The organism is Lysinibacillus telephonicus, assembly GCF_003966145.1.
Classification (GTDB): Bacteria; Bacillota; Bacilli; order Bacillales_A; family Planococcaceae; genus Ureibacillus; species Ureibacillus telephonicus.
This window is the reverse complement of record NZ_RXNR01000012.1, coordinates 50,624-67,192: the sequence shown is the minus strand read 5'-3', so window position 1 is coordinate 67,192 and position 16,569 is coordinate 50,624. Positions and strand designations below refer to the sequence as shown.

Genomic DNA, 16,569 nt, shown 5'->3' with positions numbered 1-16,569 from the left:
AACTATATGTAAATTGGACAAGTTATAGCTTTGATTTTTGTTACAAATGTTACAAATTGAGTTTTTCTATATTACGTTATATAACATAATAATTTCTTAAAGTAACAAAAAATGTTTTGGTATATCATGAAAACCTTGGTAAATGTGGGTTTCTAGAACTTCGGAAAAATAGCAAAAAATGCTGATAGTGTAATTTCTTTGTTATGAAACTGTAATGTTATAGATGGGAATATCGTGTTACTCTAGGTACAGATAATTTTTCAGAAAATTTCTGTTACAGTGGAGGGACACGATGAAATACAGTAAACGAATTAAACAAATCTTTCTAGCTTCAGCGGCTGGATTAACTATATACTTTTCACCAATCGTATCAGGAGATGCTTCGGCAGCAGAAGTGAAAGAAGATTTCACTTCAACTGAACTGAGAGAAACTGCGAAACAATATTTAGGTACTCCTTATAAAAGCGCTGGAACGACTGCAAGCGGTTTTGACTGCTCGGGCTTTGTTTTAAAGGTATTTAAAGATTTAGGTGTTTCTTCATTACCAAGAACCTCTGCTTCAATGTATAATGTTGGGGAATCAGTTAGCCAAAACGAATTGATCCCAGGAGATCTAGTATTCTTTAATACATCAGGTCGCGGCGTTTCACACGTAGGTATTTACTACGGAGACGGAAAATTCATTCATGCATCAACTAGTCAAGGAGTAACAATTACTCCACTTAACGATAAATGGTACTGGGCTGACAAATACGTAGGTGCAAAACGTATTAGTGATGTTAAACTAGTATCAAAAAAATAATAATACTCAATTAATCAAACCTTCTGTTGGAATACAATTCTGACAGAGGGTTTTTTGTTAAAGAAAAGAGTGGTTGATTCGATTTATTTTGAAATACTTGTGGGGAATTAGGGGAATAAGGATTATTAGGGTAACTAATAATTTATGTAAAGAATATAAAAGGATGAAGAATTGTGTCTCCATCCCAAATATTTACAACAATCCTTATTAAGTTAACTTAATTTTATTAAACTAATTATATTTTTCTAAAACATCAAAACAAGCCTCTAAAACTATGTTTGTAACTTTTACATGTATATTATGATATTCTTCTTCTGGAACCCACTCATTGTTAAGTCTATTTCCATGAACAACTAGACAATTAGCAGCACGAATACCATAAATAGATGCCAACATATAAATAACAGCTGTTTCCATCTCGCAGTTTAGAATAGAACGTTCTTGCCAATAATTCATTAAATTATTTACATTTGGCCCATTTTTTATTCTGGGTTTACGATCTTGTCCTAAATAATAAGACTGCGATGTAAGACCAATTCCAAAATGTGTATTAAATTTACTTGAAACAGCTTTTTCCATTATACTTTGAATTAATAAGGGATCTGCTACTGCTGGAAAGGAATCTATAGCATAAGCATTTAGTAATCCTAACTCACGAGCCATTGCATTATTAATGATAATATCTCCTGGCTTAATATCATCCTTCCACGCACCGCATCCACCAATTCTTACTAATATTTTTGCACCCTGTTCTATTAATTCAATAATAGCTATCTCAGTAGAACTTACACCTATTCCTGTCGAACAAATGGATACTTTTTGACCATTCCAAAATCCATTCATAAGTACAAATTCTCTATTGTTAAGTATTAATCTTGGTTTTTCCAAATTTTGCGAGATTATTTCAACTCTCCCAGGATCCCCTACGAGTAAAGTTACTTTTCCAATGTCTTCTGAAGAGATACCTTTAAGATGAATAGTCATTTTCTAATCCTGCCTTTTCGTAATCTATAATGTATTTACCTTCTTTTTTCTTTCTATTATCTCTAAGTGAAAGAACCATTAATAGAGAAATACAATAAAGACTAGCTAAGTAAATCATAACAATAGTCATATTGTAACTTTGTAAAATAAATCCTACAAATATAGGAGAAAAACCTCCAACAGCCCGTCCTAAGTTGAAAATTGTATTAGTTGCAGTGCTCCTAATTTCCGTTGGATACAAGTTACTAATCAGAGCCCCATATCCTGCATACATTCCATTTGCAAAAAAGCCTACAATTGCTCCTCCGATTAAAAGTGTTATACTACTCGAAGCAAACGAATATAAAAATACTGCAATGCCGGATGAAATAAGAAATAATCCATACGTAATTTTTGTTCCAAATCTATCCATGAATATACCAAAAGTCAGCATACCTACAATCATTCCGATTATTGTACTGATAGTCCATATAGCTGAACCCGATACAGAAAAACCATGAGATTGTTGTAACATTGAGGGCAACCAAACCATTAACCCGTTATAGCCTGCTACTTGAACCGTAGCCATAATAGTAATTGCTATAGTAGTAAACGCCATTTTAGGAGTACTAATCAATTGTAAAAGAGGGTTACTTTTAGTTGTTTTTAATTTATTATTTCTTTTGTTCTTTTGTGCTTCTAACCACTCAGGAGATTCAGCAAGGTTACGGCGAAGATAGAATGCTAGTATTACTGGTAAAATTCCAATAAAAAATAATGGTCTCCAACCTAATGTAGGTAGAATAATTGCACTCAAAAGAGCTGCCAAAATGACACCAATTTGTCCTCCTATACTGACATATGAGGAAACTCTACCACGCCATTTTTTTGGCCATGCTTCCGCAACTAAAGCCATTCCAATACCGTATTCCCCTCCAGCACCCAAGCCAGCAATAAATCTAAAAAAATATACTGTTTCTATATTTGGCGCTATAGCTGTTAAAGCAGTACCAACTGCAAACAATATAATTGTGTACGTAAATACAAGTACTCTTCCAAACTTATCTGCCAGGATTCCAAAAATAATACCACCTAAAAGCATTCCCCAGTTAGTCACTGAAGAGATTAATCCTCCCTGAGCTAAACTAATACCAAAATCAGTAACCATCATAGACATGGCAAAAGATATAAACATGATATCCATACCTTCTAGCGCTAAACCAGCAGTTGAAGCGAAAACAGTTTTTTTACGATAATCCATAATTATTCACCCTCCTTAAAGATGAGTTCACCTAAAATATTCTGAATAGTCGAATTATACATTGATAAAAGAATTTAAAGATGTGTTCAAATAGACAAAAATAAAGTGTGAAAATTGTGAAAATTGAAAATCTTACATTACATGGTATGTATATATATAAAACAAAAACTAAAACCTCATAATTTTGTTAATTAAGACTTATAAAAAGAAGTAGATTTTAAATTAAGTACTTTAGGTTTTTAATTGTTAGTTTTAATCTGTTATTAGTTCTCCAATAGTATTGTTCATTGTTATTTCGAAAAAGTTAAAATTAAGAGCCTCATAAATTTAATTGTAAGTATTTAGTGTACTATTTTGCCTTTTTGCAGACAGTTCAACTAATTAATTGTTTTTTAAAGTAACAATTTTTCCATTATATAGTTTGTATAGTCACTACAATTATAAACATTTAGGAATCTTGGTAGTAAAAGGAATGGGGAGATTAAATTACCTTATCAACTTAAATTTATCTCTAATGGAATGATTCGATTAGTCGAATATATAAATACAATTGTATAAATTTATGCTATTATATTAAAAATTGACAATTTTAATAATTCTAAAATTTGAATAATCAGAGGTGGAGAACCATGACAAAAGAACAAGCAATTAAAGAGTTATTTGGTCTAATTAGTTTTTATCAAGAAAATCGCGATTTACCTATTCCTAATGATTTTAACTTTCAAGATGAAGTGAAAAAGTGTTGTGATATTTTAGAGGTGGATTTAGCAATTATCTGTAATCAATTTAATTTGTACTAATTATATATGGAGATGATAAGTAGTGCATGCTGTGAAAACGTTGTTAAATACAGAAGGACTAGCTAAGTGTAATGTAGTTGCAGGTGAAAAAGGTTTAGATAGATATGTGAAAAATATCACAATAATGGAGGTTCCAGAAGTATCGAAATGGTTAAAAGGAAATGAAATTATTTTAACATCCTTATACGCTATAAAAGATGATGAACATGCTATTGCTAATCTAATCTATGAGCTTGATAGAGTTAATGCAAGTGCATTAGCTATTAAAACAGTTTACTTAGATAATAAAGTTCCCGAGAGTATTATCCAAAGCGGTAATACATTAAACTTTCCAATAATTTTAATACCCAAGGAAATTAAATACTTAGACATTATGTCGCCTGTATTAAATTTAATCATGAATGATAGTTCAATTGATTATAAAAAGATTGAATTAGCCATGAAAATGTTAAATGAAATTTCATTAGAAGTTGAGGGATATGAGTATTTTATGAATACTCTAAAGAGGTTTATAGATTTTGAGCTTACGATTGAGAGTGAAATTTCTTACGTCCTAACAGGTGATAACCACTATGACATCCAACCAATAACTGAAGAACAAATTCAGGAACTTTTAATTATAAAAAAACCTGTGCCAATGCAACGGAATAGACAAGTACATTCTTTGGAAACGGTTATATCGCCAATCATAGTTGATGGTAAGTATTATGGAAACATTACTAGCTGGGCACCGTATAGGGAACATTTAGAATCGGATATTTTATTACTTGAAAAGGCAGTATCTATTTTATCATTTGAATTTTTAAAGAAAAAAGTACGAATAGATATTGAGCAACAATATGAATCGGATTTTTTTAAAGAAATTGTTTACAGTGAATCTTTAAATCAAAGAAATATTGAAATATGGGGAAAAAAATATAATTTATCAACGACTATCGGCTATCAATGTCTTATTATTACAAACTACAAAAATATAGATGCATTCCGTAAAGATTTAGAGCGTAATAAATATCGGTTGTCAGAGGCAATCAAGAAAATTCATCATTATATAATTGTTGCATTCACCCAGGAGAGTATATCAATCGCACTACCAAAAACAATTCTTGAAGGAGATATACTAGATAAAATTCAAGAATTATTAAAAAAACTATTAATTCATCATTCTTCATCAATAGTAATTGGCGTAGGCCAAGAATTAAAAGGAATAGTAGGCATGAAAAAAAGCTTTAAGCAGGCTGAAAAGGCATTACAACTTGCTAATCAAACAAATAGGTTAGGAATCATTACTCATTATGATGAAATTGGAACTAGGCGTTTAATTTTTGAATTAGGGTCTTCGGAAGAATTGCTTAATATTTATAATGAGACCATCTTGATGATTCTTGATGATGAGAAAGGATTCGAACTTGTAAAGACTTTAGAATGTTATTTCAATCATGATGAGAGTTTAAAAATAACGTCCGATTGTTTATATATACATGTTAATACCTTAAAGTACCGTTTAAAAAGAATGGAAGAACTTACGGGGCTATCTTTCAAGCGTGTAGATGATCGAACGATGTTTTATATTGGATGTATTATTCATGAAAGTAGACAATCTATGTAAGTAAAAATTGTAGATTAAGACAATTTAAAGAAGAATTTATTGTTGTATAGAATATTTAAAAAATTCTAAGAAATATTTATTATTTGTTTATGGGTTGGATTTTAAATCCAATATTTGAATGAGAGTAGGGGGTATTATATGAAAAAGTTGTCATTTACATTTTTATTACTAATTTTATTGCTTGTAATTACTGCATGTGGCCAAGAACAAAGTGAAGAACAAAGAACTGAAGCTTCAACAGTTGATAATAATACAGATATTTCAGGAGATTATGAAGAATTGTCTATAACATTTAGCCATAATCAACCTATTGGAAGTCCAGAAGATGTTGGTGCGGAAGCATTTAAATCATATGTCGAAGAAAAATCTGGTGGGAAAATTACAGTAGACATTTTCCCTGCTTCCCAGTTAGGTAGTTTGCGTGAACAAGTAGAATCAACACAAATAGGTGAAATTAATATAACTATGCAACCTGCCTCAGTTATCACACCTTTTGTTGATGATATCAAAATTGTAGATTTACCGTATTTATTACCTACAGAAACTGAAAAAATGTATCAAGTATTAGATGGAGAAGTTGGACAAGAAATATTAGGTACTCTTGAACAAGGAGGGTTTAAAGGCCTTGGTTATTGGCCGGGTGGATATAAGTTAATTTCTACAAAGGATGCAGAAATTCATTCACCATCTGATTTAGAAGGGCTAAAAATTCGTGTAATGGAATCACCACTTTTAATTTCTCAATATGAAGCTTGGGGTGCAGCTGCCATTCCTATGGCTTATGCGGAAGTATATAACGGTCTACAACAAGGAATTGTTGATGGACAAGAGAATCCACTACAAACAATTTATTTAAATAATTATCATGAAGTTCAAGGATTTGTTATGGATACAAAGCATGGTGCAATGACATATATTCTTATGGCAAACCAATCTTGGTTTGAAGGATTAAGTGAAGATACCCAAAAGTTAATTTTAGAAGCTGAGGAACATGGACGTACAGAAGCACGAAATAATTTAATAGCAACAGAAGAAGAATATCGTCAAAACATTATTGATAGTGGAACGGTATACTACGAACTAACAGATGAAGAAATTGCTGTTTTCAAAAATGTATCAGAAGCAACTTATAGTGAATTATATGGTGCCGGCGATCAACCTGAGCTTTTAGAAAAATTTAAACAAGTTATTAATGAATTAAACTAAACAAAAAGCTGTGAAGTATTTGTTGCTTCACAGTTTCTTTTATAAAAAAGGAGTGTTTTGTTATGAAATATGTAAAAAAAATAGAGGAATATTTTGTTGGACTTTTAATCCTTTTAGTTTCTGTAGGTTTATTCATTAATATTATAAGTCGTGAGATTTTTAAGTATAACTTTGATGGAACAGAAGAGTTTATCCGATATTCAATGATCTACATAACATTTATCGGAATGGCTATTTGTTTTAGAAAAGGTTTACATGTAGGAGTTGATTTATTGATGACTTCATTGAAAACAGACAGAAAAAGATATCTGCAATTACTTATTAACATATTAGCGCTTGTTTTTATGATTTTTCTTGTTAAATATGGTGTGGATTTAGTGATGTTTAGTTATAATTCAGGCCAAATTTCTCCATCACTTGAAATAAAAACATATATGATTTACCTAGCAATTCCAGTTGGTGCACTACTCTCAATATTACATATCTCAATAAATACGATTAAGTTATTAAAAAATAAATCAATTGATTTTAATGAAGAATAGGAGGGTACCCAATGTTAATTGCATTAGTAATTTTAATATTCTTATTTTTATTTACAAGTGTACCCATTTTTATATCTTTAAGTTTGGCATCATTTATAGCCATTGTGTTATTTAGTGATACACAACCGATGATATTAGTACAGAGGTTATTTGCTGGAATTGATCAGTTCTCATTAATGGCACTTCCATTTTTCATCTTTGCTGCCAACTTAATGGACGGTGGTGGATTGTCAAGTCGAATTTTAAAATTAGCGAAAGCACTTGTCGGCCATCTAACAGGCGGTATTGCCATGACAACACAAGTAGCAAGTATGTTTTTTGGCGCGTTATCTGGCTCTGCCCCAGCAACAGTTGTAGCGATTGGGAAGATTATGTATCCAGAAATGTTGCGCGGTGGCTATGGCAGAGGGTTTAGTTCTAGTTTATTAGCATCCGCTGGGGCAGTTTCACTTGTAATTCCGCCGAGTATAACATTAATTATTTTCGGTGCAGTTACAGGTGTTTCTGTAAGCTCATTATTTATAGCAGGAATTGGTGCCGGACTATTTTTAGGCTTATCATCGTTATTATATATTTATATTTATGCAAAAAAGAATAAGCTTCCAAGAGATCCAAAAGCAACGGGGAAAGAATTGTTAAATAGTGCTATATCTGCAGGGTGGGCATTAATGATTCCTGTTATTATTCTTGGTGGAATATATACTGGACTATTTAGTCCGACAGAAGCAGCAGGTATATCTGTTGTTTATGCAATACTTGTAGGTCTGTTTATTTATAAAGAACTTACATTAAGAAAAATTATTGATATTAGTATTGACTCTGCTATTACTTCTGCACAAGTTTTAGTATTAGTAGCAGCTGCCCAAATTTTAGGGTGGGTTTTAACTCGCGCAAGATTACCTCAAATGGTCGTAGAGTTTATTACGAACAACATTACATCAATGATTGTATTCTTATTAATTTTAAACCTTATATTATTAGTTATGGGAATGTTTATGGAAGGGGTAGCTTCTATAATTGTAGTAGCACCTTTAATATACCAGTCTGCGATTTCACTTGGTGTTGATCCAGTTCACTTAGGGATTATTATGATCACTAACTTAGCCTTAGGTATGTATACACCACCTTTTGGTATGAATATATTTGTGAGTCAATCTTTAAGTGAAGTAAAGCTAAAAGAAATGCTGCCATTTATCGGAAAGTTTTTATGTTTTAATGTAGCGGCATTGTTAATAATTACCTATGTACCGGATTTATCATTATTCTTAGTTCGTTTTCTGGGTTAACTATTTCTTAAATTTTATAATAAAAATTTTGTAGACTATTCATTTTCGGATAGTCTATATTATTTTCTATCAAAAATTCAATTAATTTTTGTCTTTCTAAACAATACGGATAAGGATACATGTAACAACTTTTTATTGAAAAAGACAAAGTTTAGAAGTGAAAATTGTTAATAATAGTAATAATTTTCGGAAAATTATCCGTTAAACTATTTGTATATAAGAGTAGTTGGAGGTAATGAATGAATAAGGAACGAGTAAAACATTTGATTGAGGTGTTTGGAAATTACTCCTTTGAAGGTGAAGGGATTAATAGAATTGCTTATACAAATGTTGAAACAGCAGCAAAGCATCATTTTATGCGTTTATGTATGGCACAGGGGATGACGGTAAGAATGGATGCAATTGGAAATGTAATTGCTCGTAAAGACGGGTTAAAGGATGGATTACCTGTAATTGCAATGGGATCCCATTTAGATTCAGTATATGATGGAGGATTATTTGATGGGCTAGTTGGTGTCATTGGTGGTTTAGAAGTAGTAACCTCATTAAATGAACAGGGTATTATAACAAATCATCCAATCGAAATTATAGTATTTGCGTGTGAGGAATCTTCAAGATTTGGTGTTTCAACTATTGGGAGTAAAGTAATGACAAATCAGCTTTCAGCTAAGGAGTTACTAAGTTTAAAAGATCGTAATGAAATATCATTTGAAGATGCATTAAGTAGTCAAAATTTAAGTATAGAAAAAATCGATGAAGTTGTTCGTAATAAAAGTGAATTAAAAGCGTTTATAGAGTTACATATCGAGCAAGGTCCAATACTTGAAAAAGAACAGCTAGAAATAGGAGTTGTGACATCTATAGCAGCACCGGCTCGGTATCAAATAAAAGTACTAGGTGAAGCTGCTCATTCGGGTACAACACCAATGGAATATCGAAAGGACGCTTTAGCTGCTGCAAGTGAATTAGTATTAAAAATAGAAAGTTTAGGAATTAAAGAATCGGTTTATAGTACGGTAGCAACTGTTGGAGTGCTATCGATTAAGCCAGGAGGGATGAATATTATTCCCGGGGAAGCTCTTTTACAGGTTGATATTAGAGGAATTGATATGGAATCTAGAAATCGTGTAACAGAGGAATTAATTGAAACTATTTTTCTATTAAAAAATCAGCGTAATGTAGAAATAGAAATAATAAAGCTTTCTGAGGAACAATCCGTTCCAATGGATGAATACTATATCGATTTACTATTAATGTTAGCAGAAAAAAATAATTTTAAAGTTAAGAAAATGAGTAGTGGTGCAGGCCATGATGTCATGAATATGGCAAAGTTATTTAAATCCGCAATGATATTTGTACCTTCCAAATACGGTATTAGTCATAACCCTAAAGAATATACGTGTATTCAAGAGATTATGAAAGGAATCTCGTTGATGAAAGATTTTTTACTTGCTGTTGATAAGGAGTGATGATGTTGTATAAGTTAAATGAAATTTTATTCAATAAACAAATTTCATCTCGATATTGGCATATGGAAGTTTTTGTTGGGCAAGATGTTGACAATGTCCTTCCAGGTCAATTTTTTAATCTATTATGTTCGAATGAAAATACGTTTCCATTTTTACGTAGGCCATTAAGCGTTTACAAAATTAATTATGATAAAAAAACTATAGAGTTTTTATATTTAGTTAAAGGCGATGGTACAAAAAGGCTGACAAAATTTAAAAATGGAGATTGTATGGATTTAGTCGGTCCTTTAGGAGTTCCTTTTAAATTAAATAATGGTGCTAGGCACATTTTATTAGTTGCAAGAGGGGTTGGTATTGCGACCCTTACTGCTCTTGCTCAATATGCAGTAGAGAAGGGTATACAGTGCCACGCAATATTAAGTGCACGAACAAAAGATGATTTATTAGCGGTGCGATTGTTAACCTCATTAGGAGTTCATTTACACATTGTTACTGATGAAGAAGGAACAAGTGAATTAACTCATGTTAAAGAAATAATGCAAAAAATCCATTACAAATTTTCCATCCAGGGAATTTATGTATGTGGTTCAAAACGTCTATCAAAATTAGCAAAATCATTTGTTATAGAGCAAAAGTTAGAGGGGCAGATAGCTTTAGAAGAACATATGGCATGTGGTATGGGAGTGTGTTTCGCATGTGTATGTAATATTTTAAATGATGAAAATATCGAATCGGTTAGAGTTTGTAAAGAAGGACCTGTTTTTGATTTAAGAAAGGTGGTCTTATAAATAGTGGATTTATCTGTAAATATAGGCGGATTAAAATTGGAAAATCCAATTATGCCCGCTTCAGGTGCCTTTGGATACGAAATGGATGGGTTTTTAGATATTAAAAAATTAGGAGCAATCGTACCTAAAAGTATTACAAAATATCCTCGTCCCGGCAATAAAACCCCTCGTGTTTGTGAAGTAACTAGTGGCATGATTAATTCTATTGGTATACAAAGCAAGGGTATTGATTATTATTTGAAAAATATTTTAGAACAGTACAGAAAATATAATTTACCTGTCATTTCAAGTATCTCAGCGGATTCTATTAATGAATTTGCTGAAATGGCGGAGATAATCTCTGGCCATCCAGTGGTTTCTGCTTTGGAACTCAATATTTCGTGTCCAAATTTAGAGCACGATGGGAAGTCATTTGGAATGGATTCAGATATTTCGTATTCACTCATTCAAAAAGTAAAATCCGTCACTGATTTACCAGTTATACCAAAACTAACTCCAAATGTTACTAGTATACAAGAAATTGCAATAGCTTGTGAGGAAGCTGGTGCGGATGCACTGAATGTAGCCAATACATTACTCGCGATGGCTATCGATATTCATACAAGAAAACCTAAAATCGGTAATATTGTCGGAGGATTGTCCGGTCCAGCAGTAAAACCAGTTATTATTCGTATGATTTATCAAGTAAATCAAGTTACTTCAGTACCAATTATTGGGTGTGGGGGCGTAATGAATGGCGAAGATGCTATTGAAATGATTTTGGCTGGGGCTTCTGCAGTTCAAGTAGGAACTGCTTCATTTATATATCCAAATGCAATGGAAAAAATTCTAGATGAAATTAAAGAGTATATGGAACAACATCAAATTTCCTCAATAAACGAGCTTATAGGAAAAGTATTAATAAATGAATAGGGGTGCTATTAATGGAATGGGAGTTAATTATTAAAAATGGAACGATCGTTACTCATGAAGAAAAGTATGAGGCAAATCTGTATATAAAAGATGGGAAAATCTCGGTCATTTCTACAGAGGATCTTGGTGAGGGGAAACGTGTTATTGATGCTAAGGGTAAATATGTATTACCTGGGTTAATTGATACACATGTTCATTCAAGAGATGGTGGAGCAACACATAAAGAAGATTTCTATCACTCGACATTATCTGCAGCAGCAGGGGGGATTACAACGGTCTTTGAAATGCCAAATACTAACCCCCCAGTAAATAATGAAGAAAACTTTAATCAGCAACTCGAAAATTTAAGTAGTAAAGCAAATGTTAATTTTGGAATGTGGGCAATTTGCTTAGGGAAGGAAAACTTAAAAGATTTAAGTCGATTAAATGAACTAGGTATTATCGGTTATAAATATTTCTGGGGATATGCATTGAATCTAGATAACTATCAACTAGTTTATAATTATCATCCGGAGCTGAAAAATATACTTCCACCACTGGACGATGGTGAAGTTTATGAAATTTTTGAAGAAGTAGGTAAAACAAATAAAATGCTTGCTATTCATGCAGAAAACAGTGCATTAATAAAAACATTAACAAATCGTTACAAAAATGACTCAAATAATTATGAAGATTTATTAAAAGCACGACCAAGTTTAGCTGAAGAGTTAACTGTTCAAACAGGAATTAGAATGGCGAAAGAGACGGGTGCTCGTTTGCATATTCTGCATATTAGTTCCGGTAAGACAGTTGGTTATATTAAAAAGGCTCAAGAAGAAGGACTTCCGATTACTGGGGAAACTTGTCCACATTATTTGTATTTAGATGCATCTATGTATGATGAACTAGGAAATATGCTGAAGGTTTTCCCACCTATTAAGTATAAAGAAGATCAGGAATTATTATGGGAAGGTTTGCAAAATGGGACTATTACATCGGTTTGTTCAGACCATGCTCCACATACTGCAGAGGATAAGCAATTGGATTTATGGGAAGCACCAGCAGGAATGTGTGGTGTACAACATTTGGTTCCATTAATGCTTGATGCTGTTAGTACGGGGAAGATTTCTTTAAATCAACTTGTATCAATGTTGTCATATAAACCAGCTTTAGAGCATGGGATAGCTTCACGGAAGGGAGTTATACGGGTAGGATCTGATGCAGATATAACAATTGTAGATTTATCTAAAGAAACTGTTATTCGAACAAAGGATTTACTAAGCAAGAGCAAAGTAACAGCTTTTGATGGTTTCCGAGTGAAGGGGTTACCGGTTTATACAATTGTAAATGGTCATGTTGTAATGGAAGATGGTCAAGTAATTGAGACTTTAAAGGGACAATTTATAAAAGCCTAATTTTTAATTTGATTGCTAGGAGGGTTTTGAATGATTGGATTAATTACGTTGGGTACTTCTCCAAGGTTAGATTTATTATCTTATTTTGAAGAGCACTGTAGAGGTGATAAATTTATATTAGTAGGGGCATTAGATGGATTGAGTAATGACTCTATAAAAAATTTAACAGTACATGAAGGTAAATATCCATTAAGTGTACGTATAGGAACCCAATCCGAAGTAATTGATATAGAAGTACTTAAACCTTTTATTGAGAAACAGATTAATCATTTACATGAGCTTGGGTGTAAAAGGGCAGTATTATTATGTTCAGGAGAGTTTGATTTCTTTTTCAAATCACAGATTCCAATTATTAGACCTTCCTTTTTATTAGAAGGAACTGTAAAAGCAAATCAGAATAATAAAAATATACTTGTAGTTTCTCCAATAAAAGAACAGATAGCTGCAAATGAGAAAAAGTGGAGAAGTTATGGCTTCAATCCGATTGTTATTGCAATTCCACCTACTGATTTTAGTTGTAAGCAAATAAAAAATGCTTTACCAAATGATTATGTAAGTCAAATTGTTCTTGATTGTATAAGCTACACAAGGGAACACCGTCTTTTAGTAGAAAAACAAACAAATTGGAATACGTGGACGCCAATAGAATTGGTTGGAGCTATATTGAACTTATATTAAATTATTTAATTTGATATAAAAAAATAATATATTAATTTATTTCATAAACGATTTAAGTTTAACTTACTTCGTCAACTGATTTTTGGAAAAATCCAAAATTATATTTATTTTGTTATATACTATGTGATTCATTCGATATGCAGCGAGTTTACTAGCATTTAAAAATCATCACACTTTAAAATGTAATCTCGCTTTTTTATTCAGGACATTGTTTGATTCTAAGCTTTATATTGAGTTGTAGCAAAGTTCATAAGCAGTTTGTGCTTTATAGGTGTGAACTGTATTATTTACTCAAAACTTGCAACCACATCTCCCCAACATTTAACTGTGAATCCTTTCAAATTTCTTAAAAGTATGTTAGATAATCTTATTCTTTTAGTTAACTACTAGCTTTAACTAACCCTTTATATATCCTCATAAAATATTGCTGTATTTTAAAGACCCCATTAGATTTTTTTCATTATTGGAAAAAACTAACTATTTTATATTTTTTCCTTATTAAAACAAAGCGGAAAATAGAAGGAGAAAATTTTTATGGAAACAAACTCTTTGAAGACTTCGTGACTTTAGTAATGAATAATTAATAAACTGTACACCAGTTGTAAGGTTACTTTAAAAGTTATAACAAATTTAAGATATTAATCTTTGTCTAAACAAACATATCCAAACTTCAGAATTTTAAATTACAATAAAATAAATAAAAAATGGAAAATTACAACAATTTGTGAGGTGATTATAATAAAAATGATTTATCTAGATAATGCTGCAACTAGTTTTCCGAAAGCCATTGATACTATGCGAATACAGGAAATTATAGACCGAACTCCCGGATCCATTAATAGAAGAGGTTATAGTAGTGATTATAATCTTTCTTCTATACTCGATGAATCCAGAAGAAAGATAAAAACTTTTATAGGGAGCGGTTTCGAGGATAAATTAATATTTACCTTTAATGCAACGCATGCTATTAATATGGCTCTACGTGGGATTCTTAATAAAAATGATCATGTATTAACTACTAGGTATGAACACTCAGCTATTTCTAGAACACTTTATTCCTTAACTCATGAGCGAAATATAAGTTATTCACTATTAAATGTTAATACCAACACTAGTGAAGAAGAGTTCGAAGAATTATTATTAAATTTACTATCTCCAAATTCTAAAATGATAGTCATGACTTATGGTTCTAATGTTACTGGGGATATAATTTATAAATCAAAATTTGGTGAAATTGCTCATAAGTATGGGCTCATTGTTTTTGTAGATGCTTCTCAGGCAGTTGGGAATATTGAAATTAATGTAAAACGAGAAAATATAGATATTATGGCTTTTTCTGGGCATAAAAGTTTAATGGGGTTAACTGGAACTGGTTTTCTTTATTTCCGTAATAATATGAATTTGCCCCTTATATTCACAGGGGGAACGGGAATCAAGAGTGAAGATGATTTTATTATTCCAACTGAAGAATTAGATTATGAAGTTGGGACTATGAATATACCTGGAATACTGTCTATCAATCAATCAATACATTTTTTAGAGCAAAATTTTAAAGAAGTTATTACAAAAAAAAGCATGCTAACTAAAGAAATTATAAAGAGGTTAAAAGCAATTGATGGCATTCATATCTATGGGAATTTTGAAGCAGAAAATCATTTACCGATAATATCATTTAATGCAAAAAATCTTCATCCAGTTAATGAAGTAGCTATTATTTTAGAAAATGTTTATAACATAGTTACAAGAGCAGGCATTCATTGTGCACCATGGACTCATAAAATGCTTGGTACGTTTCCACAAGGTACTGTAAGAATAAGCCCTGGTTATTTCAATGAGATGGAAGATATTTATACATTAGAAAAAGCTTTGAAAGAAATTTCATTAATAAAACAAATTTAAGAGGAGGAAATCCAAATGTTTTTAGGTAAACCAAATTCTCATATTATCCTTGCACTAGATACTGAAAGTAAAGCGGAGGCAATTAAAGTATTAGATCAAACTCATGATTTAATAGATGTTATTAAATTTAATTACCCTTTAATTCTAAAAGAAGGTTTATCTCTTATTTCGGAAATCAAACAAAGGTATGGTTTGAAAATTTTAGCGGACTTTAAGGTAGCTGATGTACCGGTAACTAATAACAGAATAGTAGAGCTTGTTAAAAAAGCAGGTGCTGATGCTATTATGGTGCATGGATTTATAGGTACAGATGCATTATTAGAAATAATGAATATTGCTAATAATGAAATTGGAGTAATAATTGTTACTGAACTAACTCATCCAGGTGGTCTGGAATTTACAAGACCTTACTCAATAGATTTTGCTAATATATGTAGTCTTATAGATGCGTATGGTATTCAGGCTCCGGGGACAAGACCTGATCAAATAAACCAATTGAGAAATACGATAGGTGAGAAAAAAACAATTGTCTCTTGTGGAGTAGGTGCACAGGGGGGAGATTTTAGAGAAGTATTAAATGCTGGTGCTGATTTTGCTATCATTGGAAGAGCAATTTATAATGCTCCTAACCCTAGAGAGGTTGTTTTAAACTTAAGAGAAAGTGTTAATGTATGATTATTGAGTCATTACAAGTTGAAAAATACTGTGCTGAAAGTAATAACTTTACTTTAAAGATTAATTTTAAAAGAATTTTATCTATAAAACAGTTAACTAAAATTAAAGAGGTAGAAAAATCAATTGAACTTTCCTCAAAATGTGTATTAGTTAGAGACACAAAATTAGATACAATCATTCATTTTTATAGAGAGAAGAATTATTGTTTGGTAACTAATGCCGGTACTATAAATCAAGGAATTCTAAGCTTGGAAAATATATTAGGACGCATTGAGGATGAGTAAATTA

General features: G+C 31.6%; 16 protein-coding genes. 14 read left to right on the top strand and 2 right to left on the bottom strand.

All coding sequences use genetic code 11. The features are described 5' to 3' along the window. Positions 1 to 292 precede the first annotated feature (292 nt). On the top strand, positions 293 to 802 hold the full coding sequence (locus EKG35_RS06160) for a C40 family peptidase (RefSeq protein ID WP_126293565.1): 510 nt from the start codon (positions 293 to 295) through the stop codon (positions 800 to 802). A gap of 231 nt (positions 803 to 1,033) precedes the next feature. Here the strand turns inward: EKG35_RS06160 and EKG35_RS06155 are convergent, their stop codons facing one another. Together EKG35_RS06155 and EKG35_RS06150 are read right to left on the bottom strand one after the other, a co-directional pair. After that, on the bottom strand, positions 1,034 to 1,786 hold the full coding sequence (locus EKG35_RS06155; RefSeq protein ID WP_126293564.1) for a nucleoside phosphorylase: 753 nt from the start codon (positions 1,784 to 1,786) through the stop codon (positions 1,034 to 1,036). After that, on the bottom strand, positions 1,770 to 3,026 hold the full coding sequence (locus EKG35_RS06150; protein ID WP_126293563.1) for an MFS transporter: 1,257 nt from the start codon (positions 3,024 to 3,026) through the stop codon (positions 1,770 to 1,772). The genes EKG35_RS06155 and EKG35_RS06150 overlap by 17 nt, the downstream gene beginning before the upstream one ends. Positions 3,027 to 3,655: 629 nt before the next feature. Here EKG35_RS06150 and EKG35_RS20830 point away from each other — a divergent pair. The 13 genes from EKG35_RS20830 to EKG35_RS06090 all read left to right on the top strand — a co-directional run bounded on the left by EKG35_RS20830 (position 3,656) and on the right by EKG35_RS06090 (position 16,565). Beyond that, positions 3,656 to 3,826 (top strand): hypothetical protein, encoded by a 171-nt coding sequence (locus EKG35_RS20830; RefSeq protein ID WP_185807660.1) that lies wholly within the window; start codon positions 3,656 to 3,658, stop codon positions 3,824 to 3,826. Positions 3,827 to 3,848: 22 nt separating this feature from the next. After that, positions 3,849 to 5,432: a PucR family transcriptional regulator gene (locus tag EKG35_RS06145; protein WP_126293562.1), complete on the top strand. Its 1,584-nt coding sequence runs from the start codon at positions 3,849 to 3,851 to the stop codon at positions 5,430 to 5,432. A gap of 138 nt (positions 5,433 to 5,570) precedes the next feature. Beyond that, positions 5,571 to 6,638 (top strand): TRAP transporter substrate-binding protein, encoded by a 1,068-nt coding sequence (locus tag EKG35_RS06140; RefSeq protein WP_246020214.1) that lies wholly within the window; start codon positions 5,571 to 5,573, stop codon positions 6,636 to 6,638. Positions 6,639 to 6,700: 62 nt separating this feature from the next. Further along, on the top strand, positions 6,701 to 7,180 hold the full coding sequence (locus tag EKG35_RS06135) for a TRAP transporter small permease (protein ID WP_126293561.1): 480 nt from the start codon (positions 6,701 to 6,703) through the stop codon (positions 7,178 to 7,180). A gap of 11 nt (positions 7,181 to 7,191) precedes the next feature. Then, entirely contained in the window at positions 7,192 to 8,466 is a 1,275-nt protein-coding gene (locus EKG35_RS06130; protein ID WP_126293560.1) for a TRAP transporter large permease, read from the top strand. A gap of 239 nt (positions 8,467 to 8,705) precedes the next feature. Further along, the gene (locus EKG35_RS06125; protein WP_126293559.1) at positions 8,706 to 9,935 is read left to right on the top strand and encodes a M20 family metallo-hydrolase; all 1,230 of its coding nucleotides are present in this window, start codon (positions 8,706 to 8,708) and stop codon (positions 9,933 to 9,935) included. Positions 9,936 to 9,940: 5 nt separating this feature from the next. After that, a complete protein-coding gene (locus EKG35_RS06120; protein WP_410799198.1) occupies positions 9,941 to 10,723 on the top strand; it encodes a dihydroorotate dehydrogenase electron transfer subunit in 783 nt (260 codons plus the stop codon). A 3-nt stretch (positions 10,724 to 10,726) separates the two neighbouring features. Then, positions 10,727 to 11,635 carry a dihydroorotate dehydrogenase gene (locus EKG35_RS06115; RefSeq protein ID WP_342774105.1) on the top strand — a complete coding sequence of 303 codons (909 nt, stop codon included), beginning with the start codon at positions 10,727 to 10,729 and terminating at the stop codon, positions 11,633 to 11,635. Positions 11,636 to 11,646: 11 nt separating this feature from the next. Beyond that, the gene (locus tag EKG35_RS06110; protein WP_126293556.1) at positions 11,647 to 13,029 is read left to right on the top strand and encodes a dihydroorotase; all 1,383 of its coding nucleotides are present in this window, start codon (positions 11,647 to 11,649) and stop codon (positions 13,027 to 13,029) included. A 30-nt stretch (positions 13,030 to 13,059) separates the two neighbouring features. Then, positions 13,060 to 13,707: an AroM family protein gene (locus tag EKG35_RS06105; RefSeq protein ID WP_126293555.1), complete on the top strand. Its 648-nt coding sequence runs from the start codon at positions 13,060 to 13,062 to the stop codon at positions 13,705 to 13,707. A gap of 645 nt (positions 13,708 to 14,352) precedes the next feature. After that, positions 14,353 to 15,606, top strand: coding sequence for an aminotransferase class V-fold PLP-dependent enzyme (locus EKG35_RS06100; protein WP_126293554.1), 1,254 nt, complete (start codon positions 14,353 to 14,355; stop codon positions 15,604 to 15,606). Between the two features lie 15 nt (positions 15,607 to 15,621). Continuing rightward, positions 15,622 to 16,281 carry an orotidine-5'-phosphate decarboxylase gene (gene pyrF, locus EKG35_RS06095; RefSeq protein WP_126293553.1) on the top strand — a complete coding sequence of 220 codons (660 nt, stop codon included), beginning with the start codon at positions 15,622 to 15,624 and terminating at the stop codon, positions 16,279 to 16,281. Continuing rightward, on the top strand, positions 16,278 to 16,565 hold the full coding sequence (locus EKG35_RS06090; protein WP_126293552.1) for a hypothetical protein: 288 nt from the start codon (positions 16,278 to 16,280) through the stop codon (positions 16,563 to 16,565). The genes pyrF and EKG35_RS06090 overlap by 4 nt, the downstream gene beginning before the upstream one ends. The last annotated feature ends 4 nt before the right edge of the window (positions 16,566 to 16,569 follow it).